Annotated in this window: 23 protein-coding genes; 16 read left to right on the top strand and 7 right to left on the bottom strand. The window is 69.0% G+C overall.

Annotated features, from left to right (window positions below; genetic code table 11):
* Nucleotides 1-19: 19 nt before the first annotated feature.
* Nucleotides 20-1,222 (bottom strand): formate-dependent phosphoribosylglycinamide formyltransferase, encoded by a 1,203-nt coding sequence (gene purT, locus FB547_RS03070; protein ID WP_145739554.1) that lies wholly within the window; start codon nucleotides 1,220-1,222, stop codon nucleotides 20-22.
* A gap of 179 nt (nucleotides 1,223-1,401) precedes the next feature.
* On the opposite strand from purT, the gene FB547_RS03065 reads away from it, so the two are divergent.
* Both FB547_RS03065 and FB547_RS03060 read left to right on the top strand, forming a co-directional pair.
* A complete protein-coding gene (locus FB547_RS03065; protein ID WP_145739552.1) occupies nucleotides 1,402-2,250 on the top strand; it encodes a 3-hydroxybutyryl-CoA dehydrogenase in 849 nt (282 codons plus the stop codon).
* Nucleotides 2,251-2,284: 34 nt separating this feature from the next.
* Nucleotides 2,285-3,100, top strand: a complete 816-nt coding sequence (locus tag FB547_RS03060) for a crotonase/enoyl-CoA hydratase family protein (RefSeq protein WP_145739550.1) — start codon at nucleotides 2,285-2,287, stop codon at nucleotides 3,098-3,100.
* A 13-nt stretch (nucleotides 3,101-3,113) separates the two neighbouring features.
* Here the strand turns inward: FB547_RS03060 and FB547_RS03055 are convergent, their stop codons facing one another.
* Entirely contained in the window at nucleotides 3,114-3,884 is a 771-nt protein-coding gene (locus FB547_RS03055; RefSeq protein WP_145739548.1) for a type III pantothenate kinase, read from the bottom strand.
* Nucleotides 3,885-4,018: 134 nt separating this feature from the next.
* Between FB547_RS03055 and lysM the strand changes: the two genes are divergently transcribed.
* Complete coding sequence (gene lysM, locus FB547_RS03050) at nucleotides 4,019-4,480, top strand: peptidoglycan-binding protein LysM (protein ID WP_145739546.1); 462 nt, start codon at nucleotides 4,019-4,021, stop codon at nucleotides 4,478-4,480.
* Between the two features lie 56 nt (nucleotides 4,481-4,536).
* On the opposite strand, the gene FB547_RS03045 is transcribed toward lysM, so the two are convergent.
* Nucleotides 4,537-4,950: a rhodanese-like domain-containing protein gene (locus FB547_RS03045; protein ID WP_145739544.1), complete on the bottom strand. Its 414-nt coding sequence runs from the start codon at nucleotides 4,948-4,950 to the stop codon at nucleotides 4,537-4,539.
* Between the two features lie 218 nt (nucleotides 4,951-5,168).
* Between FB547_RS03045 and FB547_RS03040 the strand changes: the two genes are divergently transcribed.
* The 3 genes from FB547_RS03040 to FB547_RS03030 all read left to right on the top strand — a co-directional run bounded on the left by FB547_RS03040 (nucleotide 5,169) and on the right by FB547_RS03030 (nucleotide 8,975).
* Entirely contained in the window at nucleotides 5,169-6,278 is a 1,110-nt protein-coding gene (locus FB547_RS03040; protein ID WP_145739543.1) for a TRAP transporter substrate-binding protein, read from the top strand.
* Nucleotides 6,279-6,396: 118 nt separating this feature from the next.
* Nucleotides 6,397-7,065: a TRAP transporter small permease subunit gene (locus FB547_RS03035; RefSeq protein ID WP_145739541.1), complete on the top strand. Its 669-nt coding sequence runs from the start codon at nucleotides 6,397-6,399 to the stop codon at nucleotides 7,063-7,065.
* Entirely contained in the window at nucleotides 7,062-8,975 is a 1,914-nt protein-coding gene (locus tag FB547_RS03030; protein ID WP_145739539.1) for a TRAP transporter large permease subunit, read from the top strand. The genes FB547_RS03035 and FB547_RS03030 overlap by 4 nt, the downstream gene beginning before the upstream one ends.
* Nucleotides 8,976-9,032: 57 nt before the next feature.
* Here the strand turns inward: FB547_RS03030 and FB547_RS03025 are convergent, their stop codons facing one another.
* Nucleotides 9,033-11,096, bottom strand: a complete 2,064-nt coding sequence (locus FB547_RS03025; RefSeq protein WP_145739537.1) for a PEP/pyruvate-binding domain-containing protein — start codon at nucleotides 11,094-11,096, stop codon at nucleotides 9,033-9,035.
* A gap of 139 nt (nucleotides 11,097-11,235) precedes the next feature.
* Between FB547_RS03025 and FB547_RS03020 the strand changes: the two genes are divergently transcribed.
* Complete coding sequence (locus tag FB547_RS03020; protein WP_145739535.1) at nucleotides 11,236-13,179, top strand: DUF6600 domain-containing protein; 1,944 nt, start codon at nucleotides 11,236-11,238, stop codon at nucleotides 13,177-13,179.
* A gap of 102 nt (nucleotides 13,180-13,281) precedes the next feature.
* On the top strand, nucleotides 13,282-14,640 hold the full coding sequence (gene gorA, locus FB547_RS03015; RefSeq protein ID WP_145739533.1) for a glutathione-disulfide reductase: 1,359 nt from the start codon (nucleotides 13,282-13,284) through the stop codon (nucleotides 14,638-14,640).
* Here gorA and FB547_RS03010 read toward each other — a convergent pair.
* Complete coding sequence (locus FB547_RS03010; RefSeq protein ID WP_145739531.1) at nucleotides 14,637-15,533, bottom strand: ketopantoate reductase family protein; 897 nt, start codon at nucleotides 15,531-15,533, stop codon at nucleotides 14,637-14,639. The genes gorA and FB547_RS03010 overlap by 4 nt on opposite strands.
* A 59-nt stretch (nucleotides 15,534-15,592) precedes the next feature.
* A complete protein-coding gene (locus FB547_RS03005; protein WP_145739529.1) occupies nucleotides 15,593-16,501 on the bottom strand; it encodes a LysR substrate-binding domain-containing protein in 909 nt (302 codons plus the stop codon).
* Nucleotides 16,502-16,689: 188 nt separating this feature from the next.
* On the opposite strand from FB547_RS03005, the gene FB547_RS03000 reads away from it, so the two are divergent.
* The 7 genes from FB547_RS03000 (at nucleotide 16,690) to FB547_RS02970 (ending at nucleotide 23,603) form a co-directional block, all read left to right on the top strand.
* Nucleotides 16,690-17,457, top strand: coding sequence for an ABC transporter permease (locus tag FB547_RS03000; RefSeq protein WP_145739527.1), 768 nt, complete (start codon nucleotides 16,690-16,692; stop codon nucleotides 17,455-17,457).
* Nucleotides 17,454-18,482 (top strand): ABC transporter ATP-binding protein, encoded by a 1,029-nt coding sequence (locus FB547_RS02995; RefSeq protein ID WP_145739526.1) that lies wholly within the window; start codon nucleotides 17,454-17,456, stop codon nucleotides 18,480-18,482. Before FB547_RS03000 ends, FB547_RS02995 begins: the two co-directional genes overlap by 4 nt.
* A 28-nt stretch (nucleotides 18,483-18,510) precedes the next feature.
* Nucleotides 18,511-19,599, top strand: a complete 1,089-nt coding sequence (locus FB547_RS02990) for an extracellular solute-binding protein (protein WP_145739524.1) — start codon at nucleotides 18,511-18,513, stop codon at nucleotides 19,597-19,599.
* A gap of 6 nt (nucleotides 19,600-19,605) precedes the next feature.
* The gene (locus tag FB547_RS02985) at nucleotides 19,606-20,427 is read left to right on the top strand and encodes an ABC transporter permease (RefSeq protein ID WP_145739522.1); all 822 of its coding nucleotides are present in this window, start codon (nucleotides 19,606-19,608) and stop codon (nucleotides 20,425-20,427) included.
* Nucleotides 20,378-20,926 (top strand): TIGR00725 family protein, encoded by a 549-nt coding sequence (locus tag FB547_RS02980; RefSeq protein ID WP_145739519.1) that lies wholly within the window; start codon nucleotides 20,378-20,380, stop codon nucleotides 20,924-20,926. Before FB547_RS02985 ends, FB547_RS02980 begins: the two co-directional genes overlap by 50 nt.
* 49 nt (nucleotides 20,927-20,975) lie before the next feature.
* Entirely contained in the window at nucleotides 20,976-22,493 is a 1,518-nt protein-coding gene (locus tag FB547_RS02975; RefSeq protein WP_145739517.1) for an AMP nucleosidase, read from the top strand.
* Nucleotides 22,494-22,592: 99 nt separating this feature from the next.
* On the top strand, nucleotides 22,593-23,603 hold the full coding sequence (locus tag FB547_RS02970; RefSeq protein WP_370878959.1) for a Bug family tripartite tricarboxylate transporter substrate binding protein: 1,011 nt from the start codon (nucleotides 22,593-22,595) through the stop codon (nucleotides 23,601-23,603).
* 9 nt (nucleotides 23,604-23,612) lie between these two features.
* Here the strand turns inward: FB547_RS02970 and FB547_RS02965 are convergent, their stop codons facing one another.
* Nucleotides 23,613-24,308, bottom strand: a complete 696-nt coding sequence (locus tag FB547_RS02965; RefSeq protein ID WP_145739515.1) for an ArsR/SmtB family transcription factor — start codon at nucleotides 24,306-24,308, stop codon at nucleotides 23,613-23,615.
* Between the two features lie 83 nt (nucleotides 24,309-24,391).
* Between FB547_RS02965 and FB547_RS02960 the strand changes: the two genes are divergently transcribed.
* Entirely contained in the window at nucleotides 24,392-25,564 is a 1,173-nt protein-coding gene (locus FB547_RS02960; RefSeq protein WP_145739513.1) for a cytochrome P450, read from the top strand.
* Nucleotides 25,565-25,579: the final 15 nt, after the last annotated feature.

Raw genomic sequence — 25,579 nt, 5'->3', positions numbered from 1 at the left:
CGCGGCTTGCGAAAACTGGCTAAGCCTTGCGCGGCTTCACGCGCGCTGCGGCTTCCTTGGCCAGCCTGCGGGCCGTGCCGGTATCGGCCGCATGCACCAGCGCCACGCCCATGCGGCGCTTGGCAAAGCTCTCGGGCTTGCCGAACAGGCGGATGTCGCTGCCGGGCACCTGCAGCGCCTCGGCCACGCCGTCGAAGGCGATGCCGGCAGCATCCACGCCGCCATAGATCACGGCGCTGGCACCGGGGCTCTTGAGCGAGGTGTCCACCGGCAGGCCGAGGATGGCGCGCGCATGCAGCTCGAACTCGTTCTGCCATTGCGTGGCCATGGTCACCATGCCGGTGTCGTGCGGACGCGGGCTCACTTCGTTGAACCAGACCTCGTCGCCCTTCACGAACAACTCGACGCCGAACAGGCCCTGGCCTCCCAGGTCGGACGTGACGGCCTCGGCAATCTGCTGCGCCTTCTGCAGCGCGGCCGGCGCCATCGGGTGCGGCTGCCAGCTTTCGACGTAGTCGCCGCTCACCTGCACATGGCCGATGGGTTCGCAGAACCGGGTCTGCACCGCGCCGGCCGCGTCCCTGGCGCGCACCGTGAGCAACGTGATCTCGTAGTCGAAGTCGATGAAGCCCTCGACGATCACGCGGCCGTGGCTCACGCGGCCGCCGGCCATGGCGTAGTCCCAGGCCTTCTGCACGTCGGCCGGGCCGTCGATCTTGCTCTGGCCCTTGCCGGAGCTGCTCATCACGGGCTTGACGATGCAGGGATAGCCGATGCCCGCGTCGATGGCCGCCTGCAACTCGGCCAGCGAGTCGCAGAACTTGTAGGGGCTGGTGGGCACGCCCAGCGTCTCGGCGGCCAGGCGGCGGATGCCTTCGCGGTCCATCGTGAGGCGGGCGGCACGGGCGGTGGGAATCACGCGCACCACGCCGGCGTCCTCGAGCTGCTGGAGCATCGGCGTGGCGATGGCCTCGATCTCGGGCACCACGAGCTGCGGCTTCTCGGCCTCGATCAGCGCCTTCAGCTGCTCGGGGTCGCTCATGGTGATGGTGCGCGCATGGTGGGCCACCTGCTGGCCCGGCGCGTTCTCGTAGCGGTCGACCGCGATGGTCTCCACGCCCAGGCGCTGCAGCGCGATCAGCACCTCCTTGCCGAGTTCGCCGGAGCCCAGCAGCATCACGCGGGTGGCCGAGGGGGAAAGAGGGGTGCCGAGGGTGGTCATGGTCGGAGTCGAAAAGAGGGAAGAAAAAGCAATCGCAGCACTGTAAGCCACCCGCGGGCCACCGGTGTCACGCGCGGCAACGGCGGCCGGGCGGGGCTGCTTCACAATCGATCTCCTGCCGCGGTGGCGCGTCCACCCGCTCCCTCTTTTTTCGCTTTCATTCTTCAAGGAGTTTTCTCATGACGATTCAGACCGTCGGCATCATCGGCGCCGGAACAATGGGCAACGGCATCGCGCAGGCCTGCGCGGTGTCGGGCGTCAACGTGGTGATGATCGATGTCGCCCAGGCGGCGGTCGACAAGGGCCTGGCCACCATCTCGGGCAGCCTCGACCGGCTGATCAAGAAGGAAAAGCTCACGGCCGAGCAGAAGACTGCCGCGCTCGCGCTGATCAAGGGCTCGACCGATTACAACGACCTGAAGGGCGCGCAGCTCGTGATCGAGGCCGCCACCGAGAACCATGCGCTCAAGCTCAAGATCCTCAAGCAGGTCGACGAGCTGCTGGCGCCCGAGGTGATCATCGCCTCCAACACCTCCTCGATCTCGATCACCCAGCTCGCGGCCGCCACCTCGCGCGCCGACCGCTTCATCGGCATGCACTTCTTCAACCCCGTGCCGATGATGGCGCTGGTGGAGCTGATCCGCGGCTACCTCACGAGCGACGCCACGCACGACGCCGTCAAGGCGCTGGCCGAGAAGCTCGGCAAGTCGCCGATCACGGTGAAGAACGCGCCGGGCTTCGTGGTCAACCGCATCCTGGTGCCGATGATCAACGAGGCCTTCTTCGTGCTGTCCGAAGGCATCGCCACGGCCGAAGACATCGACGCCGGCATGAAGCTGGGCTGCAACCAGCCGATCGGCCCGCTGGCGCTGGCCGACATGATCGGGCTGGATGTGTGCCTGGCCGTGATGGAGGTGTACCTCGAGCAGTTCGGCGATTCCAAGTACCGGCCCTGCCCGCTGCTCAAGGAGATGGTGGCTGCGGGCCAGCTCGGGCGCAAGACCGGGCGCGGCGTGTACACCTACTGATCTGGCGTCCGACAAGAACAAGGAGACAAACGCCATGACCGCGACACCCACCACCCCGCCGGCAGAAGGCTGCATCGACACCCAGGTGCTCGACCACGTGCTCTTGATCGGCATCAACCGCCCCGCCAAGCGCAACGGCTGGACGCCGCCGATGTTCAGGCAGCTGGCCGAGGCCTACACCCGGCTCGACGACGACCCGGCGCTGCGCGTGGGCGTGCTGCATGCCTTCGGCGACCACTTCACGGCCGGGCTCGACCTGCCGGCGGTCACCGAGTACATGAAGCGCGGCGAGAAGGCGATTCCGGCGGGCCTGGTGGAGCCGCACGACTTCGGCCTGCCCGGCTACCGCCGCCGCACCAAGCCGATGGTGGCGGCGGTCAAGGGCATCTGCTTCACGGTGGGCATCGAACTGATGCTGGGTGCCGACATCGTGGTGGCGGCCGACAACTGCCGCTTCTCGCAGATGGAGGTGCAGCGCGGCATCATGGCCACGGGCGGCGCCACGCTGCGCATGGCCGAGCGCGCGGGGGTGGGCAACGCCATGCTGCATTTGCTCACGGCCGACGAGTTCGACAGCGCCGAAGCCTATCGCCTGAACTTCGTGCAGAAGGTGGTGCCGGCCGGACAGGAGCTCGACGCGGCGCTGGCCATTGCGCAGCGCATCGCGGCGCAGGCCCCGCTGGCGGTGGTGGCCACGCGGCTCAACGTGATCAAGGCCGTCGAACAAGGACCGCTCGCGGCCGTCTCGGAATTCATCGAGACACAGAAGCGGCTGTCGAACAGCGAGGACGCGGCCGAAGGCGTGCGTTCCTTCGTCGAGCGGCGGCCCGCGCGCTTCAGCGGCCGTTGACGCTGCCGGCGGGTCAGCCGCGTGCCTGGGCAATCACCAGCAGGCCGTCCATGATCAGGCTTTCGACCAGCTCGAAGTCCCCGTTCATCACGGGCGCCATCTTCCAGCCCGCGCCGCCGGTCATGTAGCAGGCGGGCTCGGCGCCGCAGTGCGAGCGCACGTGCTGCACCATGCGCTCGACCGCGCCGGCAATGGCATAGGTACCCCCGCTGGTGAGCGCGTCGCTGGTGTTGGTGGGGAATTCGCGCACCTCGCCGGTCGGCACGTGCAGGCCGGCCGTGCCCGACTCCAGCGCACGCAGCATGATGCCGTGGCCCGGCAGGATCAGGCCGCCCAGGAACTTGCCGCCGGCATCGATGGCCTCGACCGTCACCGCGGTGCCGATCATCACCACCACCATCGGCCGCGCCGGCCCCGCGTCCAGCATCCGGTGGCGTGCACCGATCATCGCCACCCAGCGGTCGGCGCCCAGCCGCGTCGGATGGTCGTAGCCGTTGACGATGCCGGCCTCGGCCGCGCTCGACACCACCCAACGCGGGGCGCAATCGAAGCGCTCGACGATCTGCTCCTCGGCGCGGCGGCGCACCGCGTCGCCGGCCACCACGCAGCCGAGCATGGAGCCGGGCGCGGGCAGCTCGGCCCAGGGGCCGTCGGCCAGCCGCTCGATGTGGTCGAGGAACTCCGCCCCATGCGCCTGCAGCGCGGCCCCCGGATGCGCCGCATCGTAGAGCGCCCATTTGAGGCGGGTATTGCCGATGTCGATCGCGAGGAAGGGGGATGCCATGGGCGGGATTATTGCGACTTTGTCGTGATCGATGCTGGCACGTCTTTGACACACGCGGCGCGGACCTACGCGCCCATGCCCGGTTTCGCCGCTACATTCGCGATTCCCCTCAACCAAGGCGCAAGGAGAGAACCATGGGTTTGCTCAGTTTCATCAAGGAAGCCGGCGAGAAGCTGTTCGGCGGATCGTCGGCGCAGGCGGCCGAGCCGGATGCCAACGCCAAGGCCGCGGCGGCCATCAAGACCTACATCGAGACGCAGAATCTCGGGCTCACGGGCCTGGAAGTGACCTACACCGCGAGCAGCGGCGTGGTGACCCTGGCCGGCCAGGCGCCTTCGCAGGAAGCCAGCGAAAAAGCCGCGCTGGCCGCGGGCAACGTGGCCAATGTGACGAGCGTCGACAACAAGCTGGTCGCCCCGCCCGCACCGCCGGCCCAGTACCACGACGTGGTGAAGGGCGACACGCTGTCGGCCATCTCCAAGAAGTACTACGGCGACGCCAACAAGTACAACGTGATCTTCGAGGCGAACAAGCCGATGCTGAGCCATCCGGACAAGATCTATCCGGGGCAGAAGCTGCGCATTCCGGTGCTGTGAGCTGATTCAGCCAGCTGCAATGAAAAAGGCCCACTGGTTTCGGTGGGCCTTTTTGTTTAGTTCTGCTTCCAGGGCAGCCCGCGCTTGCGCCAGCCGCCGATCTGCCCGCGGTGGCCGCTCTCATCCGGATTGCCCTCGAAACCTTCGAGGATGTTGTAGGCCTCCAGCCCCAGTTCGGTGGCGCGCCGTGCGGCGGCGATGGAGCGCACGCCGCTGCGGCACAGCAGCACCAGCTTCTTTTTGCCGTCCTCGCCCGCCGCGCGGATGCCGCCGTCGAAGGCCGGGTTGAGCGCCATGCCTGGCCACTGCTTCCAGGCCAGCGGCACGGCGCCGGGCACGTAGCCGACCCATTCGCGCTCGGCGTCGGTGCGCACGTCGACCAGCACGGCCTCGCCGCTGGCCATCCACTGCGCGGCCTGCTCGGGCGTCACGTCGCCGGCATAGCCTTTTTCCCCAACGGGTTCAGTCATCTCTTTCATTCCTTCCAATCGATAGGGTTACTTCACTGGCAACAGCCGTCTTCACGCTGTTCGGCGTCCTCGCCGGATGATGGAATTTTTCACCAGTTCGTGAAAACCCTGTTTGTCACATATTCCAGCGCGCCAAAGATGCGGATGGGCCTGCCGAACATCGCGCCAAGAAGGCGGGCAGGGTTTCTTCGGTCAGAAATTGTATGGAGAGAGACAAGATGACAGACAGCAAATCGCCCGGCCGCCGCAACCTCCTGAAGGGTGCCGCCGTTGCCGCAGGCGCCATGTCGGCGCCGATGGTCAGCATGGCCCAGACCACCTCCCTGCGCTTCCAGAGCACCTGGCCGGCCAAGGACATCTTCCACGAATATGCGCAGGACTTCGCGAAGAAGGTCAATGACATGGCGGGCGGCCGCCTCAAGATCGAGGTGCTGCCCTCGGGTGCGGTGGTGCCGGCGTTCCAGCTGCTCGAAGCGGTGAACAAGGGCACGCTGGACGGCGGCCATGGCGTGGTCGCCTACCACTACGGAAAGAACTCGGCGCTCGCGCTGTGGGGTTCGGGTCCGGGCTTCGGCATGGACGCCAACACGGTGCTGGCCTGGCACAACTACGGCGGCGGCAAGGCGCTGCTCGACGAAATCTACAAGAGCCTGAACATGGAGGTGGTGTCGTACCTCTACGGCCCCATGCCCACGCAGCCGCTGGGCTGGTTCAAGAAGCCGGTGGCCAAGGTGGAAGACATGAAGGGCCTGAAGTTCCGCACCGTGGGCCTGGCGGTCGACATGTTCACCGAGATGGGCACGGCGGTGAACCCGCTGCCCGGCAGCGAGATCGTGCCCGCGCTGGACCGCGGGCTGATCGATGCGGCCGAGTTCAACAACGCCTCCAGCGACCGCGTGCTCGGCTTTCCCGACGTGGTGAAGAACTGCATGCTGCAGAGCTTCCACCAGTCGGGCGAGCAGTTCGAGGTGCTGTTCAACAAGGGCAAGTACAGCGCGCTGCCGCAGGAACTGCGCTCCATCATCGACTACGCCGTGCAGGCCGCGAGTGCCGACATGAGCTGGAAGGCGGTGCAGCGCAACTCGCAGGACTATGCCGACATGAAGAAAGCCGGCATCAAGTTCTACAAGACGCCCGACGCGGTGCTGCGCGCGCAGCTTGCTGCCTGGGACAAGACGGTGGAGAAGAAGTCCGCAGAGAACCCGCTGTTCAAGAAGGTGCTCGACTCGCAGCGCGTGTTCGCGGAGCGCGCGCTGCAGTGGCAGAACGACTACGGCGTCGATTTCAAGATGGCCTACAACCACTACTTCGGCAAGAAGAAGAGCTGACACCGGTCGGTGTGCGCTTCGTGTCGCTTCGCCAAACCTCTTGCAGGGAGCAACACCTGTGGCCCGGCAAAGCCGGTTCCACGGTGTTCCACGGATGGGTCCTGCCTATCAACATGACATGAACACCCAACGCTTCCTCCACGCCGTCGACCGGTTCAGCATGGTCGTGGGCAAGACCTTCTCTTGGCTCATCGTGGCGCTGATGCTGCTGGTGTGCGGCGAGGTCTTCAAGCGCTACGCGCTCAACGCACCCACCGCCTGGATCTTCGATGCCAACAACATGCTCTACGGGACGCTCTTCATGATGGGCGGCGCCTACACGCTCTCGCAGGCCGGCCACGTGCGCGGCGACTTCCTCTACGGCAGCATGAAGCCGCGCACGCAGGCCGCGCTCGACCTGGTGCTGTTCATCCTCTTCTTCCTGCCCGGCGTGGTGGCGCTCACCTGGTCGGGCTGGACCTACTTCGGCGAATCGCTGGCGATGCGCGAGCAGACCTTCAATGCCGTCCCGATTCCGCTCTATCCCTTCAAGTTCGTCATTCCGGTGGCCGGCGCCGTGCTGCTGCTGCAGGGCATTGCCGAGATGGTGCGCTGCGTGCTGTGCCTGAAGACCGGCGCGTGGACGCCGCGCCTGAAGGACGCGGAAGAGATGGACGTGGTCGGCGAGCAGCTCGCCGGCAGCACCCATGTGGACGAAGCCGACAAGCGCGAGGTGATCGACAAGGCCAAGGCCATCGAGCAGGCTGCGCAGCAGCGCAAGAGCGGCACGGCAGGAGGTACCCAGTGAGCGACCCCGCACTCGGCCTCTCGATGCTCGGCCTGATCGTGGTCGTGATCATGCTGGGTTTTCCCACGGCGTTCACGCTGATGGGGCTGGGCATGTTCTTCGGCTTCATCGCCTTCCACGATCCCGCCGCGCACTGGCTGGACAACAGGATCTTCGACCTGATGGTGCAGCGCGCCTTCGGCGCCATGACCAACGAGACGCTGCTGTCGATCCCGCTGTTCGTGCTGATGGGCTATGTGATGGAGCGCGGCGCGCTGGTCGACAAGATGTTCCACAGCGTGCAGCTGGCCTTCCGCCGCGTGCCGGGGTCGCTCGCGGTGACCACGCTGATCGTCTGCACCTTCTGGGGCATTGCGAGCGGCCTGGTCGGCGCGGTGGTGGTGCTGATGGGCGTGATCGCGATGCGGCCGATGCTCAACGCCGGCTACGACACGCGCCTGGCGGCCGGCGTCATCACGGCGGGAGGCACGCTCGGCATCCTGATTCCGCCCTCGGTGATGATCATCGTGTACGCGGCCGTGGCCGGGCAGTCGGTGGTCAAGCTCTATGCGGCGGCGATGTTCCCGGGCTTCTTCCTCGCCTTTCTCTACCTGATCTACGTGATCGGCTGGGCCATGCTGCAGCCGAAGGTCGCGCCCAAGCTGCCGCCCGACCAGCAGCGCGCACCCATCTCACCCTGGGTCGCGCACATCGCAGCCAGCTATTCGCCGCGCATGCTGCCCGCGCTCGCAGCGGCCGTGGTGTCGCCGGCGCGCGCGCTGCGCGGCGCGGCCGAGGGCGTGCGCATCACCTGGTGGATGCTGCTGCGCAGCCTGCTGAGCGCGCTGGTGCCGCTGGCGCTCGCGGCCGCGACGCTGGGATCGGTCTGGTGGTACGTGGCGATCTACTCGCAGGCGGACAACAACAGCGGCAACGCGCCGGTGGCGCAGCAGCAGCAGCAGCAGGCGGCGCCCGAAGCTTCTTCCGGAACCGGGCTGGCCGAGCCGCCGGCGTCCGACGCGCCGAAGGAGCCTGCCGCGGAAGGCGGCCTGCAGGAGCCGCCGGGCGGCGTCGAGGAGCCTCCCGGCAGCGAAGCCCCGGCCCCCGCGGCGGCCGAGGGCGGCCTGCGGCAGCTCGGCGAAGCGGTCGATGCGCCGAAGACCGCCGCCGTGCCCGAGGCCTTCTACACCGGCTTCCTGCTGGCCAGCCTCTTCACGCTCGCGCTGCTGGCCTGGTACTACTGGCGCATGGACGCGGAGCAGTTCGAGATCCTGCGCATGCTAGTGTCGTCGGTGATGCCGCTGGCCACGCTCACCCTGGTGGTGCTGGGCGTGATCCTGTTCGGCATCACGACCGCCACCGAGTCGGCCGCGGTGGGCGCGGCCGGCGCCTTCCTGATGGCATGGCAGGCCGGCACGCTGAACTTCAAGAAGATCAAGGAGGCCGTGTTCCTCACGCTCAAGACCACCTCGATGGTGTGCTGGCTGTTCGTGGGCTCGGCGCTGTTCTCGGCGGTGTTCGCGCTGCTGGGCGGCCAGCGCATCGTCGAGGAATGGGTGCTGGGCATGAACCTCAGCCCGCTGCAGTTCCTGCTGCTGTCGCAGGCGATCATCTTCATCCTGGGCTGGCCGCTCGAATGGACCGAGATCATCGTGATCTTTGTGCCCATCTTCCTGCCGCTGCTCGCGCATTTCCAGATCGACCCGCTGCTGTTCGGCGTGCTGGTGTTCGTGAACCTGCAGGCGGCGTTCCTCTCGCCGCCGGTGGCGATGTCGGCCTTCTACCTGAAGGGCGTGTCGCCGCCGCACGTGACGATCAACCAGATCTTCGCGGGGATGATGCCCTACATGCTGATCGTGATCCTGTGCATGGTGTTCATGTACATCTGGCCGGGGCTGACGCTGTGGCTGCCACAGTACCTGTATGGATGAGGCGCCGCCGGTGCCGCGGCGGCACTGCGAGCGGAACCAGACGGAGAACGCCGGCGCTCAGCGGCGCCGCTCCACGTACGGCCGCGCCTGCAGCAGCACGATGCGCTCGCCCACCGTGGCCCATTCGATGTCCTGGTCGACGCCGTTGAACGCGCGCTTCACGGCCGTCCCCACGGTGGCCAGCCGCACCACCAGCTCGTCGGTCAGCACGTTGCGCCCGGCCTCGACCGGCACCTCCTTCACGCCGCCGTCCCTGTCCAGCTGCAGCGCCGTCTCTTCGGCCGAGCGGCTCAGCACCTGGATCGCTTTGGACCAGCTCGAATACATCACCTGCTCGGCCACGCGCCGCCCCTCCACCACGCGGATGCCGATGCCGCGCTTGGCCGAGATGTAGGTGGCGTGCGGATGGCCGGCGTCGAAGGGGTCGCGCGTGATCATCACGCCGGCGCTGGTGGAATCGATGGCCGTCTGCACGAACACGCCCATCAGCACCGACTCGGCGCCGAAGCCCGCGGCGCTGCGCGCCTCCCAGGCCTCGGGGTTGAACACCGAGGCCCAGACCTTCTTCACCGCGAGTTCGAGCGCGTCGCCGGTCTTGACGTTGGGCACGGTGGTGTAGAGCCCCGCGCCACTGAAGCCGGGCAGGTCTTCGGAGTTGGACGAGCTGCGCACGAACACGCCGCCACCGCCGAGCTGCGCCTGCCATGCGGCCCGCCATGCCGCAGCGCTGGCCGCATCGACCGGCCACTGCACGATCTCGTCGCGCAATTGCGCCAATGCCTTCTGCCGGATCTGCGGATCGCCCGCGAAACCGGGCTGCTGCCGCATGCTGGCGATGCGCCCGGCCAGGCCGTTCGCGCGCATGAAGCGGTCGTAGTGCGCGAACGGAATGCAGAAGCCGTCGGGCACGGTCGTGCCCGGAATGCGCGCGGCCAGCATGGCGCCGAGGTTGGCAGCCTTGGCGCCGCATTGCGCACTGTTCCGGGCGCGCAATGACGCCAGCGGCAGCAGGCGCGTCTCGCGCAGGTCCGGCTTCGCGGCCTTGCCGCTGCCCGGCAGTGCGCCGGTGGCCGCCGCACGCGCCGCGCGCGGCGGCAGCGCGGCGATCTCTTCCGCCGTGAGGCGGCGCACCTGGTAGCCCGACGCGGCCACCTTGAGCGCCACCCACTGCCCCGCGTGCTCGCGCAGCACGGCCGCGGCATCGCGCACATAGGCGTTGGGAATGCCCCAGCCCTTGGCCAGCAGGTTGACGTGCGACAGCGCGGTGGACGGCCGCTCGGTCAGCACGCCGGCCACGGGCGGCAGGCCGATCGGCACCTGGCGCAGCACGGCAATGTCGTCGGGCAGCAGCGCGTTCAGCGCATTCGCGCCCGAGGCCTCGTCCACGATGCGCACGCGGCCCGTGGCCGTGCCCAGGTTCATCGGCATGTAGGGCTGCTCGCGGATCAGCGCCTCCTGGCTGACGAAGCCGATGCCCGCCTCGTTCGCGATGCGTTCATGCAGCGTCGAGTTGGTCTTGAATTTCACGGACGCGAAGAAGCTGGCCTTCACCTGCGCATCGGCCTCGCGCAGCAGCGCGGGCGTGAGCCGGTCGCCTTCCCAGAACTCGTAGGTGAAGCTGCCGATGTTCTGCTGCCAGCTCAGCGTGCCGAACAGGAAGCGGCGATCGGGCACGAGGTAGTTGCGGTCGATCTCGCGCTTGCCCGCGCGCGGCGCGAGCCCGGTCTCGCGCACGAAGCGCACATGCAGCTGGTAGCGCGGCGTGTCGATGTAGTAGGTGCGCACCGGCCTCGCATGGCGGTCGACCGCGAACAGGACGTGGGCCAGTTGCATCGGGGTGCCGGCGTCGTACACGCGGGCCAGGGTGTCGAAGTCGCCGCGGCTGCGCAGCATCGGCAGCGACGCGGGTGCGGCCGGCCGCGCCGGAGGCTGCGCGCCTTCCGGAGCCGCCTTGTTGTTCTGCTGCTGGTAGTAGGAAGGCTTGCGCGCGAGCTGCGCGCCCGCGGGCGCGGCGGCAACAATGGCCATCGCGGCGCAGGCGAGCGCTGCCGCCCACCGGGCCGCACTATTGTTTCGGTAGCGCAATTCGCCCAGTGCACAGGCGTTCTTGTTGTTTTTCATGCCGAGTCCTCGATTACAAGCGGTTGCCGAATGTGCGTGCGCTTCACCAAGCAGGGGACATGCGCTGACAGCGGCAGCGGATTCTCGCGCGTTACATATCCAACGCTTTCATCCGGCCCCGGGAACCAGAGACAAACCCATGAACCGCCCCGCCTTTCCTGATCTTCACCGGCCATGGCACCGATGGCTGCTCGGCTTCGCGCTGCTGTGCCTCGGTGCGGCGGCCAGCGCACAGCAGGACCCGCCGGGACGCGTGGCGCGCCTGAACCTGCAGCAGGGCACGGTGAGCTTCGCGCCGGCCGGCGAAGACAGCTGGTACGACGCACAGCCCAACCGCCCCATCACCACCGGCGACCGGCTCTGGACCGACCGCAATGCGCGCGCCGAAGTCCACATCGGCTCGGCCGCGCTGCGCATGGACGGACAGACGCATGTCGAATTCTCCGAACTCGACGACGACACCGTGCGCCTCACCGCGAACCAGGGCAACCTGCAGCTGCGCGTGCGCGACGACCTCGCGGGCCAGCGTTTCGAGGTGGACACCGGCAACCTCGCGGTCGTGATCGACGCGCCCGGCGAATACCGCGTGGCGGCCGACCCGGCGGCCGGCACCACCTGGATCGCGGTGGCTTCGGGCCGCGTCACGCTCTATGGCGAGAACGGCGAATCGCAATCGCTGGGTGCGCGGCAGCAGCTCACCGTATCGGGCCGCAACCTGGCCGCGGTGGGCGGTGCGCCGGCGCAGAGCGGGAGCTTCGACGCGTGGGTGGCCGAACGCAACCGCATCGAGGACCAGTCGATCTCCGCACGCTATGTGTCGCGCGAGGTCGTGGGCTACCAGCAGCTCGACGCCTACGGCGACTGGCAGAGCGACCCGACCTACGGCGACGTCTGGTTCCCGCGCGGCGTGGACGCCGACTGGGCGCCCTACCGCGACGGCCAGTGGGTCAACATCGCGCCCTGGGGCCTGACCTGGGTCGACGCCGCGCCCTGGGGCTTTGCGCCTTTCCACTACGGCCGCTGGGCACGCGTGGGCCCGCGCTGGGCCTGGGTGCCGGGACGGCCGGCCGCACGGCCCGTGTATTCGCCCGCGCTGGTCGGCTTCGTGGGCGGCGGCGGCGCCAACGCCGCCTTGCAGATCGGCGATGGCCGCAGCGGCGTGGGCTGGTTCCCGCTGGCCCCCGGCGAGGCATGGCGGCCCGGCTATCGTGCGAGCCAGCGCTACCTCGACCAGGTGAACCGCATGGCGGCCTACCGCAACCGGCAGGCCGAGCTGCGCAACGGCTTCTATGCCAACCAGCAGATGGCGGGCGCCGTGACCGTGCTGCCGGCCGATCGCTTCGGCCGCGGCCCCTTCGGCCGGCGCGACCTGGTGCGGCTGCCGGACGACCGCTTCGCGCGCGTGCCGGTCGCGCCGGCGCCGGGCATCCCGATGCACAACTTCGGCGGCGGCTTCGGCCGGCCGGCCGCGGTGGCACCGCCGACGCAGCTGATGGCGCGCGAGCAGCAGGAACTGCGCTACGAACAGGCGCGGCGAACCCAGCAGATGCAGCAGGCGCAGGCGATCCAGCAACAGCAGCAGCAACAGCAGCAGATGGAATGGCAGCGCCAGCAGGGCTTGCGCCAGCAGCAGGAATGGCCGCAACGCGGCGCCCAGGACCAGTGGCAACAACGGCAGCAGCAGCAGATGCAGCTCCAGCAACAGCAGCAACAGGCTTTGCGGCAACAGCAGGAGGCGCAGCAGCGTGCAGCCCAGGCGCAGGCCCAGGCACAAGCCCAGCAGCAGATGCAGCAGCAACAACGCGCGGCACAGCAGCAGGCCCTGGCTCAGCAACAGATGCTGCGCCAGCAGCAGGAGGCGCAGCAACGCGCCGCCCAGGCGCAGCAGCAGATCCAGGCACAACAGCAGGCCCAGCGCCAAGCCCAGGAAGCGCAGGTGCGCGCGATGCAGCAGCAACGCGGCTTCACCGCACCAGCTCCAGCGCAGCCTCAACCTCAGGCCCAGCCGCACCTCCCTGCGCAACCGGGCCAGTCCGGCGCCGACGACCGCCGGCGGCTCTGGACCTCTCCCGACCAGCGCTGAACGCCGGTCTCACGGCGCGGCAGCGCCACCGCGCCGTGCAAGCCCCGCCGCAAGCGGCGCTCTTGGCCGGCGGCTACAGTCGCCGCCAAGGAGCGTCTTTCCATGCGCACATTCGACTTCGATCTTTTCGTCATCGGCGGCGGCAGCGGCGGCGTTCGCGCAGCCCGCATGGCGGCCCAGCAAGGCGCACGCGTGGCCTTGGCCGAGGCGGCCGAACTCGGCGGCACCTGCGTCAACGTGGGCTGCATTCCGAAGAAGCTCTACAGCTACGCGGCCGGCTATGCCGAATCCTTCGAGGAAGCCGCGGGCTATGGCTGGCAACTGCCGCAGGCGCCGCAATTCGACTGGGCGCACCTCAAGGACCAGCGCGCAAAAGAAATCAAGCGGCTCAACGGCGTGTATGCCTCGCTGTTGAAGAATTCCGGCGTCGTGCTGGTCACGGGCTGGGCGCAGCTGCTCGACGGCCACACGGTCGAGGTCGACGGCAAGCGCCACACCGCGCGCCATCTGCTGGTGGCCACCGGCGGCACGCCCTACGTGCCCGACATCCCGGGCCGCGAGCACATCGCCACCTCCGACGCGATGTTCGACCTCGACCCGTTTCCCAAGCGCCTGCTGGTGGTGGGCGGCGGCTACATCGCCTGCGAGTTCGCATCGATCTTCAACGGCCTGGGCGCCCAGGTGACGCAGCTGCATCGCCGCGCACACCTGCTCACCGGCTTCGACGACGACGTGCGGCAGTTCCTGGCCAACGAGATGGGCAAGGCGGGCGTCGAGGTGCGGCTGAACTGCGAGGCCACCTCGATCACGCGCGGGGCGCACGGGCTCACGGTCACGCTCGCGCGCGGCCAGCAGATCGAAGCCGACACGGTGCTGTTTGCGACCGGCCGCGTGCCCAACACCCAGGGATTGGGCCTCGAAGCGGCGGGCGTCAAGCTCGACGAGCGCGGCGCCATCGCGGTCGATGCGCACTACCGCAGCTCGGTGCCGTCGATCCATGCGGTGGGCGATGTGTCCACGCGCGTGCAGCTCACGCCGGTGGCGCTGGCCGAGGCGATGGTGGTGGTCGATGAACTGTTCGGCAAGGGCCGGCGCCGGCTCGACTACGAGTTCATTCCGACGGCCGTGTTCACGCACCCCAACATCGGCACCTGCGGCTACACCGAGCTCGACGCGCGCGCGAAGTTCGGCGACGTGGCGGTGTTCTCGAGCGAGTTCAAGTCGCTGCGCCACACGCTGTCGGGCCGCACCGAGCGCACCTTCATGAAGCTGGTGGTCGACAAGGCCAGCGACCGCGTGGTCGGCCTGCACATGGTGGGCGCCGATGCGGGTGAGGTGGTGCAGGGCTTTGCCGTGGCGATGCGCGCGGGCGCGACCAAGGCGCTGTTCGACAGCACCATCGGCATCCACCCGACGGCGGCCGAAGAGTTCGTGACGATGCGCGAGCCCATGCCGGGCTAGCGCTGCTTGTTTTCGAGCAGCTTCACCATCACGAACAGCACGCGGTTGGCGGGCGTGGGCACGCCCAGCGCCTCGCCGCGGCGCACGACGAAGCCGTTGAGGTGGTCGATTTCGCTGGGCTTGCCGCGTGCGAGGTCCTGCGCGGTCGATGAATACTGCGAGGGCATCGACTGCGCAATGCCGCGGATGGCCGCATCGGTATCGCCCGGGATTTCGACGCCGTCGGCCTTGGCCACGGCCAGGCATTCGGCGACCACGTCGCGGATCACCTCGGCCACGCCCGTGCCCTTCACGAGTTCGCCGTAGGGCAGCTGCGACACGGCCGACAGCGCGTTGTAGGCGCAGTTCAGCACCAGCTTGGCCCAGAGCGAGCCGCGCACGTTGCCGGAAATCTGCGTGGGCACGCCGGCGGTCACCAGCTGCTGCGCAACCTGTTCGCTGCGGCGCGAAGGCGCAATCACCAGCTCGCCGCGGCCGTGGTGCTTCACGTGGCCGGGGCCGGCCATCTCGGTGGCCACATAGACCACGGCGGCGGCCACCTCGCTGGACGGCAGCACCGCGCGCACCCGCTCGTCGTTGTCGACGCCGTTCTGCAGCGTGAGCACCAGCGCATCGGGCGAGAGATGCGGCTTGATCTGCGCCGCGGCCGCTTCGGTGTCGGTGGACTTCACGCAGAACAGCACAAGCTGGGCGCCCTGCACCGCGCTGGGCTCGGTACTGGCGCCGAGCGGCACCTGCTCGTCGAAGGCCTTCGTCTCCAGCCGCAGCCCGTTCGCACGAACCGCCTCCACGTGCGAAGGCCGGCCGATCAGCACCACCTCGTGGCCCGCGCGCGCCAGCATGGCACCGTAGTAGCAGCCGACTGCGCCGGCGCCCATGACTGCGACTTTCATCGTTTCGCTTCCTTGGTTGTCTGACTGTTCGAGTACAGAGATTAGCGAAGCCTGCTGCCTCATGCCTGCGTGCCGCGCGATTTCACGCCCTCCTCCATCAGCCATTCCCGAAACGCCACGAAGGCCGGCAGGTCGAGCCGGTCCGGCCGATAGCAGAGGTAGTGCCCCTGGTCCACGCGCACCGGCATGCCGCAGGGGCTCAGCAGCGATCCCTCTGACAGCTCCTCCTGCACCAGCAGCTTCGGCACCAGCCCGATGCCCAGGCCGCTGAGGGCCGCCTGGATCAGCGCCGAATACTGCGCGAAGCGCGGCCCGGCCACGGTCTGCACCTCGGGCACGCCGTGCTGCGAGGCCCACTGGCGCCAGGCGGTGGGCGCGCCCTCATGGTGCAGCAGCGTGTGGGCGACGACGTCGGCCGGCTGCGCGATGCGGTGGCGCTGCTCGACCAGCGCGCGCGCCGCGATCAGCACGAATTCCCTGCCCGCGATGTATTCGGACACCACGCCGGGCCAGCCGTCGGGGCCGTAGCGAATGGCGGCATCGACGCCGGCCGGGATGCCGTCGCTGGGCTCCAGGTGGCGGCTGAAGCTCAGCATCACATGGCGGCTCTTCTGGCTGAAGGCCGGCAGGCGCGGGATGAGCCACTTGGTGAGGAAGGTGGGCACGCTCGCGAGCGTTAGCAGACCGGCGCCGGCATCGCCCGAGCGCGCCTCGAAGGTCGCGGTCTCGATGGCGCGCAGCCCGCCCGAGATCTTCTGCCAGTACACCCGCCCCTGCGGCGTGAGCTGCACGCCGCGGCCGTTCTTCTGCAGCAGCTCGCGGCCCAGGAAGGCCTCGAGCCCCGCGATCTGCTTGCTGACCGCGCTCACCGTGATGCACAGGGCGCCGGCCGCGAGCGTGATGCTCTGGTGGCGCGCCACGGCGTCGAAGGCCAGCAGTTCCTGGATGGTGGGGCAGTCGCGCTTCATGCATGGCTCCGGTTGATGAAAGCTCCGTGAAAAACACTTTCCGATTGCTCAAGCGTCGTCATCCAGCTTTCACCCATAAGTACGCATGTGCTTCCTAGAATTCGCTGGAGCGCGGCAACTGGCCGTGCGCGAAAAAGTAGCGCACCCGGAAAGTATGCCGGCTGCACAAGACATCGGGAGACATCCACTTGGTTCGCGGCATCTCGCTCATCTACGGCCTGTACCTGCTGCTGCCGATCGCCCTGCTGCTGGTCGGCAGCTTCGGCGGCAACTGGACCAACACGCTGCTGCCCACGGGCATCACCGGGCAGTGGTACCTCGACCTCTGGCTCGACAGCTCATTTCGCAAGGCCTTCGTGAGCAGCCTGGTGGTGGCCATGTCGGCCTGCGCGATCAACACCGTGCTGGCGCTGCCGCTGGCCTATGCGCTGTACCACGGCGCTGGGCGCGGCAGCAGCCTGGCGGCGCGCATCGTGAGCGCCATGCCGATCGCGGTGCCCGCCATCACGCTGGCCTTCGGCTACATGATCGTGTTCAACACCGACCTCGCGCCATGGCTGGGTTCGATGCCGCTCTTGATCGCGGCGCACGCGATCCTCACGCTGCCCTACCTCACCAACACGCTGCTGGCCGACCTGCGCCACCTGGACCTGGGCCGGCTGGAGCAGGCGGCCGCGACGCTCGGCGCCTCGGGCTGGCAGCAGTTCACCGGCATCGTGCTGCCCAGCCTGCGGCAGAGCCTGATCAGCGGGCTGGTGATGGTGGCCGCCATTTCGGTGGGCGAGTTCGGCGTGTCGAACCTGCTCACGAGCTTCCAGAACCGCACCTACCCGGTGGTGCTGCTGCAGGCCTTCTACGGCGCGACGGGTTTCGCCTGTGCGGCCACGGTGATCCTGCTGGTGCTGGCGAGCGCGTCGGCCCTTCTTTCTTCCTCCCTTGTGAAGCAGCGCGCATGAGCCTCCTCCTCGACAACGTTAGCTACAACTACCCGGGCAGCACGCACGGCCTGCACGAGGTGTCGCTCGATGTGCGCACCGGCGAGCTGGTGGCGGTGATCGGGCCGAGCGGCTCGGGCAAGTCGACCCTGCTCAAGCTGGTGTCGGGCCTGGAAACCGGCCACACCGGCCGCATCGCGCTCGACGGCGAAGACATGTCGCGCACGCCGGTGCACCAGCGCCACATCGGCATGGTGTTCCAGAGCTATGCGCTGTTCCCGCATTTGAGCGTGCTCGACAACGTGGCCTACGGGCTCAAGCTGCGCAAGGTGGCTGCGGTCGAGCGCCGCAAGCGCGCGCAGGAGCTGCTCGACGTGGTGGGACTGGGCGAATACGCGCAGCGCGCCGTCGCGCAGCTCTCGGGCGGCCAGCAGCAGCGCGTGGCCCTGGCGCGCGCGCTCGCCATCGACCCGCGCGCGCTGCTGCTCGACGAGCCGCTCTCGGCCCTCGACGCCAGCGTGCGCGGCCACCTGCGCGACCAGATCCGCTCGATCCAGCAGCGCTTCGACGCCACCACGCTGCTGGTCACGCACGACCAGGAAGAGGCGCTCGTGATGGCCGACCGCGTGGCCATGCTCAAGGACGGCCGGCTGCTGCAGATCGCGACGCCGCGCGAGATCTACGAGAACCCCGCGAGCCGCGCGGTGGCGGAGTTCGTCGGGCTCTCGACGATCCTGCCCGCGAATGTCGGCGCGCCGGACCGGCTGGACCTCGGCTTTGCCGAGCTCGCCGCACCCACGGGCGGCCGCACGGCCGGCAGCGCGGTGCATGTGCTGGTGCGGCCCGAGCACATCCAGGCCGATCCGCCGGCCGGCAGCATCAACCGCCTCGCGGGCCGCACCGGCGCGCAGCGCTACCTGGGCGCGCTCACGCGCTACGACTTCGAGGTGGCGGGTGCGGGCAAGCCCTTCCTCGCCGAATCGGCGACGCCCGCCGCCGAAGCGATTGCCATCGCGCCCGAACACCTTCGCCTGCTCGACCACTGACCTTTTTTCCCCTCCAAGGAGCCACCCCATGCAACGCAGACATCTGATCCAGGCCGCCGGCGCACTGCCCGCACTGTCATTGGCCTCCCTCGCGGCCCGCACCGCCTTCGCCTTCGACGGCCCGGAGCTCTACGCTGGCGAGAAGGCGCTGTACGCCGAGGCGCAGAAGGAAGGCCTGTGCGTCTCCTTCGACACCGGCCCCGAGTGGGCCAACTGGAAATCGCTGTTCCGCGACTTCAAGAAGCGCTACCCCGAGATCGAGCTGACCTACAACGACATCGGCTCCGCCGCCACCGTGGTCGCACTCGAAAAGACCAAGCGCCGCCCGCAGGCCGACACCGCCTACTACTTCGCGGCCTCCGCCGTCGACGCCGCGAAGAAGGACGTGGTCGCGCCCTTCAAGCCCGTGAACTTCGACAAGCTGCCGCCGGTGTTCCGCGAGGCCGAGGGCCGCTGGTTCACCATCCACACGCTCAACATCGCCTTCCTGGTCAACAAGAAGCTGGTGAAGAGCGTGCCCACCGGCTGGGCCGACCTGCTCAAGCCCGAGTTCAAGAGCACGGTGGTCTACCTCGACCCGCGCTCCACCGGCATCGGCCAGGTGCTGACCTTTGCCGCGGCCTATGCCAACGGCGGCAGCGTCGACAACGTACAGCCCGGCACGGACTACCTCGGCAAGCTGCATGCGGCCGGCAACGTGCTGCGCGTGGAAGGCACGACGCCGTACGCCAAGTTCCTCAAGGGCGAGATCCCGGTCTGGATCAGCTACGAGAACGATGGCCTCAAGGCCAAGCACGTCGACGGCATGGGCGACGCGGTGGAGGTCGTGATCCCGAAGGAAGCGAGCGTGGCCGCGCCCTATGCGATCAGCCTCGTGAAGAACGGCCCCAACCCCAATGCCGGCAAGCTGTGGCTCAACTTCATCATGAGCGAGGCCGGCCAGTCGCTGTTCGCGCAGGGCTTCGTGCGGCCTGCCGTGCCGGGCACGCCGCTCTCCGCCGATGTCGCGGCCAAGATGCCGGCCGCGCCGCAGATCCGTCCGCTCGACGTGGTGAAGGCCTCGGAACGCAAGGCCGAAGTCGACAAGCTCTGGGCGCAGGCCGCACTGGGCAAGTAGGCCGCCATGCGACGCTTTGGCGCCTGGCCGGCCTGGGCCTTCATGGCGCTGTTCTTCGCGGTGCCGCTGGCGGCGCTGCTGCCCGAGGCCTTCGGCGACGGCGGCAGTGCCTTCGGGCGGCTGTTCGGCAACCCGCTGTTCCTGGGCGCGCTGCGCAACACGCTGGGCCTGGGCCTCGCGGCGGGCGCGATCTCGGCGCTGGTGGGCACCTGCATCGCGATCGAACTCGCGCGCCAGCCCGAGGGCCGGCGCCAGTGGATGATGACCCTGCTGGGCTTGCCGCTGGCCTTCTCGGGCCTCGTGATCGCCTACGGCTTCATCCTGGCCTTCGGGCGCGCGGGCTTCGTGACGCAGCTGCTGGCCGGCCTGGGTGCGGACCCGGCCGCGCTCGGCAGCTGGATCTACAGCGTGTCGGGCCTGGGTTTTGCATATGCGTACTACCTGATCCCGCGCGTGGCGCTGTCGCTGTACCCGGTGTTCGCCAACCTCGACCTGCGCCCGGCGCAGGCGGCGCGCACGCTGGGCGCCTCGCGGGCGCGGGCCTTCCGGGATACGGTGCTGCCCGAGGTGATGCCCTCGGTGCTGTCGAACGCCTGCATGGTGGCCGCGATCGCCATGGGCACCTATGGCACGGCGTTGGCGCTGGTGGGCACGCAGCTCAACATCCTGCCGCTGATGCTGTTCGCGCAGGTGGGCGACGGCGGTTCGGATTTTGCGGTGGCAGCGGCCTTGTCGCTGGTGCTGATGGTGGTGTGTGTGATCGTGATGGGAGTGGGCGATGTCCTTACGCGAAGGCGCGAGCGCGGTGCGGCCGGCGCCGGTCATTGAGGCGCTGGCGCGCCTGGCGCAGAAGCAACAGGGACCGGCGCGCCACCGCCAGCCGGTGGCCATCCTCGGCCCCGGCGACGGCGGCCCGGCCGAATGCGAGGCGGCCTACGCCGTGGCGCATGCGCTGGCCGGTGCTGGCATGGCGGTGGTCTGCGGCGGACGCGGCGGCGTGATGGCCGCGGCCTCGCGCGGCGCCGCCGAGGCCGGCGGCATTGCCGTGGGCATCCTGCCCGAGGACGACGACCGCAATGCCAACGAATGGCTCAGCGTGGCCATTCCCACCGGCATGGGCGAGATGCGCAACGGCATCATCGCGCGCAGCGGCGTGTGCCTGGTCGCCATCGGCGGCAACATGGGCACGCTGTCGGAAATGGCGATGGGGCTCAAGTGGGGCAAGCCGGTGTTCGTGATGCATGGCGACGTCGAACTGCCGGGCGCGGTGCAGGCTGCGGATGTGGACGACATGCTCGCCAAGGTGCTGGCCTGTCTTCTCGCCTGAGCCGGTTGCGGGGGCAGCAGCCGGCACGGCCGCATTGCACAATGCCGTCATGCCCTACATGCCCACTTTCGTCGCCCCCGCCCGCTTCAACGACGCCGCCGCCGCGCTCGAACAGGTCAAGTCCATCTACCAGGGCGGCCTGGCGCATCTGCGCGAATCGATGCTGCGCTTCGTGGCCGGGGAGGCGCTGCCGGGCCGGGTGCGGGCCTGCTACCCCTTCGTGCGGGTGCACACGCATACCGTCTCGCGCCACACGCCGCCGGCCAACGCGGGGCTGAGCTACGGCTTCGTCGCCGGGCCCGGCCGCTACGAGACCACGCTGACGCGGCCCGACCTGTTCTCGCGCTACTACCTCGACCAGTTCCGCCTGCTGCTGGAAAACCACCAGGTCGAGATCGAGGTGGGCACCAGCACGCAGCCGATTCCCATCCACTTCTCCTTTGCCGAGAACGACCACATCGAAGGCACGATGAGCGAGGAGCGGCGCGCGCTGATGCGCGACGTGTTCGACCTGCCCGACCTGGGCGTGATGGACGACGGCATCGCCAACGGCACCTACGAGGCGCTGGCGGGCGAGGCGCAGCCGCTGTCGCTCTTCACGGCCGCGCGCGTGGACTACTCGCTGCACCGGCTGCGGCACTACACCGGCACCGCGCCCGAGTGGTTCCAGAACTTCGTGCTGTTCACCAACTACCAGTTTTACATCGACGAGTTCGTGCGCCTGGGCCACGAGGCCATGGCCGATGAGAAGAGCGAGTACGTCGCCTTCATCGAGCCCGGCAACGTGGTCACGCGCCGGCGCGGGCTGGCCGCCGGCGCCAGCACCAGCTATGGCGGCCTGCTCGACGGCAGCCAGGGCACGGCGCCGCCGCGCCTGCCGCAGATGCCGGCCTACCACCTGGTGCGCGAGGACTGCAGCGGCATCAGCATGGTGAACATCGGCGTCGGCCCGGCCAATGCCAAGACCATCACCGACCACATCGCCGTGCTGCGCCCGCATGCCTGGATGATGCTGGGCCACTGCGCGGGCCTGCGCAACGCGCAGCAGCTCGGCGACTACGTGCTGGCGCATGCCTACGTGCGCGAGGACCACGTGCTCGACGAGGAGCTGCCGCTGTGGGTGCCGATCCCGGCACTCTCGGAAATCCAGCTCGCGCTGGAAAAGGCGGTGGCCGACGTCACGCGCTACACCGGCCCCGACCTGAAGAAGATCATGCGCACCGGCACGGTGGCGAGCACCGACAACCGCAACTGGGAGCTGCTGCCGGGCAACCAGCCGCAGCGCCGCTTCAGCCAGAGCCGGGCCGTGGCGCTCGACATGGAAAGCGCCACCATCGCGGCCAACGGCTTCCGCTTTCGCGTGCCCTACGGCACCTTGCTGTGCGTGAGCGACAAGCCGCTGCATGGCGAGATCAAGCTGCCGGGCATGGCCAACCACTTCTACCGCGAGCGCGTGGAGCAGCACCTGCGCATCGGCATGCGGGCCATCGACATCCTTCGCGAGCAGGGTTCGACCCGGCTGCACAGCCGCAAGCTGCGGAGCTTCGCGGAGGTCGCTTTTCAGTAATAGTTGGCACTTCCTAGGGTTTACACCTACTACCAGATGTAGGCGGGCGACGCATTTCGCGGACATCATCTGGAAACATTGTTCACAACTGGAAACAAAATGCCTCGCTCGTCGCCCGAGAAGCTTTCTCGCCGCAACTTCAATGCATGGATGGCGGGCGCGGCCGCCGCTGCGGGCGCGGGGCATGCCGTCCTGTGGCCCCGTTCGGCCGGAGCGGCGGAGCCGCAACTTGTTTCCAGGCTGCGCATCGTCATTCCGGCCAACGAAGGCGGCGGCTGGGACCAGACCGGCCGCGCGCTCGGCGCGGCGCTGCTGGCCTCGGGCGCGGCAGGCGAGGTGGTCTATGAGAACATCGGCGGCAAAGGCGGCACCATCGGTCTCGCAAAGTACGTCGAGAAATACGACGCCGACCCCGACACGCTGCTGATGAGCGGCATGGTCATGGTCGGTGCGGTGGCACTGCAGAAACCGGCCGTCACCATGGCCCAGGTCGCGCCGGTCGCGCGCCTCACCAGCGACTACGAAGTGGTGGCCGTGAAGGCCGACTCCCCCATCAAGACACCGAAAGACCTGATCGCCCAGCTGCGTGCCGATGCGGCCAAGGCCGTCATCGCGGGCGGTTCGGCCGGTGGCGTGGACCACATGTACGCCGGCATGCTGGCCCGCGTGGCCGGCAACACCGCGGGCCTGGTCTACCAGCCGTACCCCGGCGGCGCGCAGGTGGTGGAAGCGCTGGTCACCGGCAAGGCCGTGGCCGGCATCTCCGGCTTCAGCGAATTCAGCGCGGGCCTGTCCAACGGCACGCTGCGCGCCATCGGCGTGTCGTCGAAGCGGCCGTTCCTGGGCATTCCGTCGGTGCGCGAGCAGGGCGTGGACGCTGACCTGGCCAACTGGCGCGGCGTGCTCACCGGCAAGAAGGTGACCGAGCAACGCCGGGCCGTGTTGCTCGAGGCCGTGCACCGCGCCACCAACGCCGATGTCTGGCAGAAGACCATCAAGCGCAACAACTGGGATGCGTACTGGATGGCAGGCAAGGATTTCGAGAGCTTCCTCGAACTCGACCTGGCGATGGCCGGGCCGATGATCTACCTGCTCAAACTCAAGGCCTGACGGCGCTCTTCAGGCAAAGAGCTCGGGCATCTCGCGCTGCGCCCTGGGCGTGAGCGCCAGCGCGCGGCCGTCGAGTTCCTGGCGTACCCAGCCACGGCGCAGCGACAGCTGGAGCCAGGCCGCGCCGAGCGCGCCGCCCAGGTGCGGGCGGCGCTCGCTCCAGTCGAGGCAGGCGCAGGCAAAGCGCCGGCGCGAGCGGCGCACCGCATCCACCTCGACCCCCAGGCTCTCCAGCGCGATCGCGCCCTCGGGCGTGAGTTCGTACGCGCCGCTGTGCAGGCCGCTGAGCCAGCCCTGCGCATGCAGCCGGTCGTGCAGCGCGACGCCCGCCGTGCCGGCCATGTGGTCGTAGCAGGTGCGCGCGGCGCGCAGGCGGCTCGGCGTGCTGGGCTTGAACTGCTCGGCGCGCGGCGCGCCGGCCACCACCATCAGGCTTTCGAGGGCGGCCGCCACGTTGTCGCCGGCCAGCCGGAAGTAGCGGTGCTTGCCCTGCACCAGCAGCTCGACCAGCCGCTCTTCCTTGAGGCGCGCGAGGTGCGCGCTGGCGGTGGAGGCGGCCACCTCGGCGACGGTGGCCAGCTCGGTCGCGGTGCGCGCGTGGCCGTCCATCAGGCAGCTGAGCATGCGGGCGCGCGCGGGTTCGGCGATGGCGCCTGCAAGGCGGGCCAGCTGGAGATCCACGGTGGAGGATGAGTGCGTGTCCATGCGCCGATCGTAAGACCCGCCCGCAATCGACACTTCGTTCACGGGCGAAGTGTGGCCGCGGTGCCGGCTGCACACTGGACGCCATGAACACCAGCCCCACTTCCCTCGCCGGCCGGCCTGCCGATCCGGTCGCGGCCGTCACGCATGCCGATCCCTATCCCTTCTATGCCGAACTGCGCGCGGGGCCGCCGCTCGCGTGGAACGAGACGCTGCGCCTGTGGGTCACGAGCCGCGCGGAGGTCGTCGAATCGCTGCTGCTCGCGCACGGCGCGCTGCGCGTGCGGCCGGCGGCCGAGCCGGTGCCGCGCGCCATCGTGGGCAGCGCGGCGGGCGAAGTGTTCGGCCATCTCGTGCGCATGAACGACGGCACGGCGCACCAGGCCCATCGGCCTGCGCTGCAGCGTGCGCTGGCGGGGCTGGACCTCGGAGCCGTTCGCGCAGCGGCATTGCGGGTCGCGCACGGCGTGCCGGTGCAGCCCTTGTCGGACGCGCTGTTCTCCATGCCGGTGCGGGCCGTCGCGCACCTGCTGGGCTTTGGCGATGAAGCGCTGCCGCGGGTGGACCGGTGGATGCGCGATTTCGTCGCCTGCCTGTCGCCGCTGTCGACAGCAGAGCAGCTGCAAGGCGCCAGCGCCGCCGCGGGCGAGCTCATGGCGCGCTTCGAAGCGCTGGCCGCCGGCGCAGCGCCGCGCGATGGAACACTGCTCTCGGCCGTGCTCGCCGAAGGCGAAGCCAGCGCGCCGCTCCCGCGCTCACTGCTCGCGAACCTCGTCGGCCTGCTCTCGCAGACCTGCGATGCGACGGCCGGCCTGCTGGGCAACAGCCTGATCGCGGTGATGCGCGAACCATCGCTGCCGCAGGCAGCGCAGACCCAGGGCGGGCTGCAGGCCATCGTGGAAGAGACGGCGCGGCACGACCCCTCGGTGCACAACACGCGGCGCTTCGTGGCCGAGCCCGTCACCATCGCGGACACGCCGCTGGCAGCGGGCGACACGGTGCTGCTGGTGCTGGCCGCGGCGAACCGCGATCCCGCGCTCAACCCCGAGCCCGAGCGCTTCAGCCTCGTGCGCGCGCGGCGCCGCATGCTCGGCTTCGGCCACGGCGTGCACGCCTGCCCGGGCCAGGCGCTGGCCTGCACGCTGGCCGCCGCGGGGCTGGAGGCGGTGCTGCATCGCAGGCCTGACCTCGCGGCACTGCGCGAACGCGGCTGGCACTACCGGCCTTCGGTCGCCGCGCGCATTCCGGTCTTTCATTGACGGGAATGCGAAGGC

This window comes from Variovorax beijingensis (assembly GCF_007828835.1).
Taxonomy (GTDB): domain Bacteria; phylum Pseudomonadota; class Gammaproteobacteria; order Burkholderiales; family Burkholderiaceae_C; genus Variovorax; species Variovorax beijingensis_A.
This window is presented reverse-complemented; position numbering and strand designations above follow the sequence as displayed.

Excerpts from the sequence above, each read along its gene's own strand:
- purT (WP_145739554.1), bottom strand. The coding sequence starts at position 1,222 with ATGACCACCCTCGGCACCCCTCTTTCCCCCTCGGCCACCCGCGTGATG.
- FB547_RS03065 (WP_145739552.1), top strand. The coding sequence starts at position 1,402 with ATGACGATTCAGACCGTCGGCATCATCGGCGCCGGAACAATGGGCAAC.
- FB547_RS03060 (WP_145739550.1), top strand. The coding sequence starts at position 2,285 with ATGACCGCGACACCCACCACCCCGCCGGCAGAAGGCTGCATCGACACC.
- FB547_RS03055 (WP_145739548.1), bottom strand. The coding sequence starts at position 3,884 with ATGGCATCCCCCTTCCTCGCGATCGACATCGGCAATACCCGCCTCAAA.
- lysM (WP_145739546.1), top strand. The coding sequence starts at position 4,019 with ATGGGTTTGCTCAGTTTCATCAAGGAAGCCGGCGAGAAGCTGTTCGGC.
- FB547_RS03045 (WP_145739544.1), bottom strand. The coding sequence starts at position 4,950 with ATGACTGAACCCGTTGGGGAAAAAGGCTATGCCGGCGACGTGACGCCC.
- FB547_RS03040 (WP_145739543.1), top strand. The coding sequence starts at position 5,169 with ATGACAGACAGCAAATCGCCCGGCCGCCGCAACCTCCTGAAGGGTGCC.
- FB547_RS03035 (WP_145739541.1), top strand. The coding sequence starts at position 6,397 with ATGAACACCCAACGCTTCCTCCACGCCGTCGACCGGTTCAGCATGGTC.
- FB547_RS03025 (WP_145739537.1), bottom strand. The coding sequence starts at position 11,096 with ATGAAAAACAACAAGAACGCCTGTGCACTGGGCGAATTGCGCTACCGA.
- FB547_RS03020 (WP_145739535.1), top strand. The coding sequence starts at position 11,236 with ATGAACCGCCCCGCCTTTCCTGATCTTCACCGGCCATGGCACCGATGG.
- gorA (WP_145739533.1), top strand. The coding sequence starts at position 13,282 with ATGCGCACATTCGACTTCGATCTTTTCGTCATCGGCGGCGGCAGCGGC.
- FB547_RS03010 (WP_145739531.1), bottom strand. The coding sequence starts at position 15,533 with ATGAAAGTCGCAGTCATGGGCGCCGGCGCAGTCGGCTGCTACTACGGT.
- FB547_RS03005 (WP_145739529.1), bottom strand. The coding sequence starts at position 16,501 with ATGAAGCGCGACTGCCCCACCATCCAGGAACTGCTGGCCTTCGACGCC.
- FB547_RS02995 (WP_145739526.1), top strand. The coding sequence starts at position 17,454 with ATGAGCCTCCTCCTCGACAACGTTAGCTACAACTACCCGGGCAGCACG.
- FB547_RS02990 (WP_145739524.1), top strand. The coding sequence starts at position 18,511 with ATGCAACGCAGACATCTGATCCAGGCCGCCGGCGCACTGCCCGCACTG.
- FB547_RS02985 (WP_145739522.1), top strand. The coding sequence starts at position 19,606 with ATGCGACGCTTTGGCGCCTGGCCGGCCTGGGCCTTCATGGCGCTGTTC.
- FB547_RS02980 (WP_145739519.1), top strand. The coding sequence starts at position 20,378 with ATGTCCTTACGCGAAGGCGCGAGCGCGGTGCGGCCGGCGCCGGTCATT.
- FB547_RS02975 (WP_145739517.1), top strand. The coding sequence starts at position 20,976 with ATGCCCTACATGCCCACTTTCGTCGCCCCCGCCCGCTTCAACGACGCC.
- FB547_RS02970 (WP_370878959.1), top strand. The coding sequence starts at position 22,593 with ATGCCTCGCTCGTCGCCCGAGAAGCTTTCTCGCCGCAACTTCAATGCA.
- FB547_RS02965 (WP_145739515.1), bottom strand. The coding sequence starts at position 24,308 with ATGGACACGCACTCATCCTCCACCGTGGATCTCCAGCTGGCCCGCCTT.
- FB547_RS02960 (WP_145739513.1), top strand. The coding sequence starts at position 24,392 with ATGAACACCAGCCCCACTTCCCTCGCCGGCCGGCCTGCCGATCCGGTC.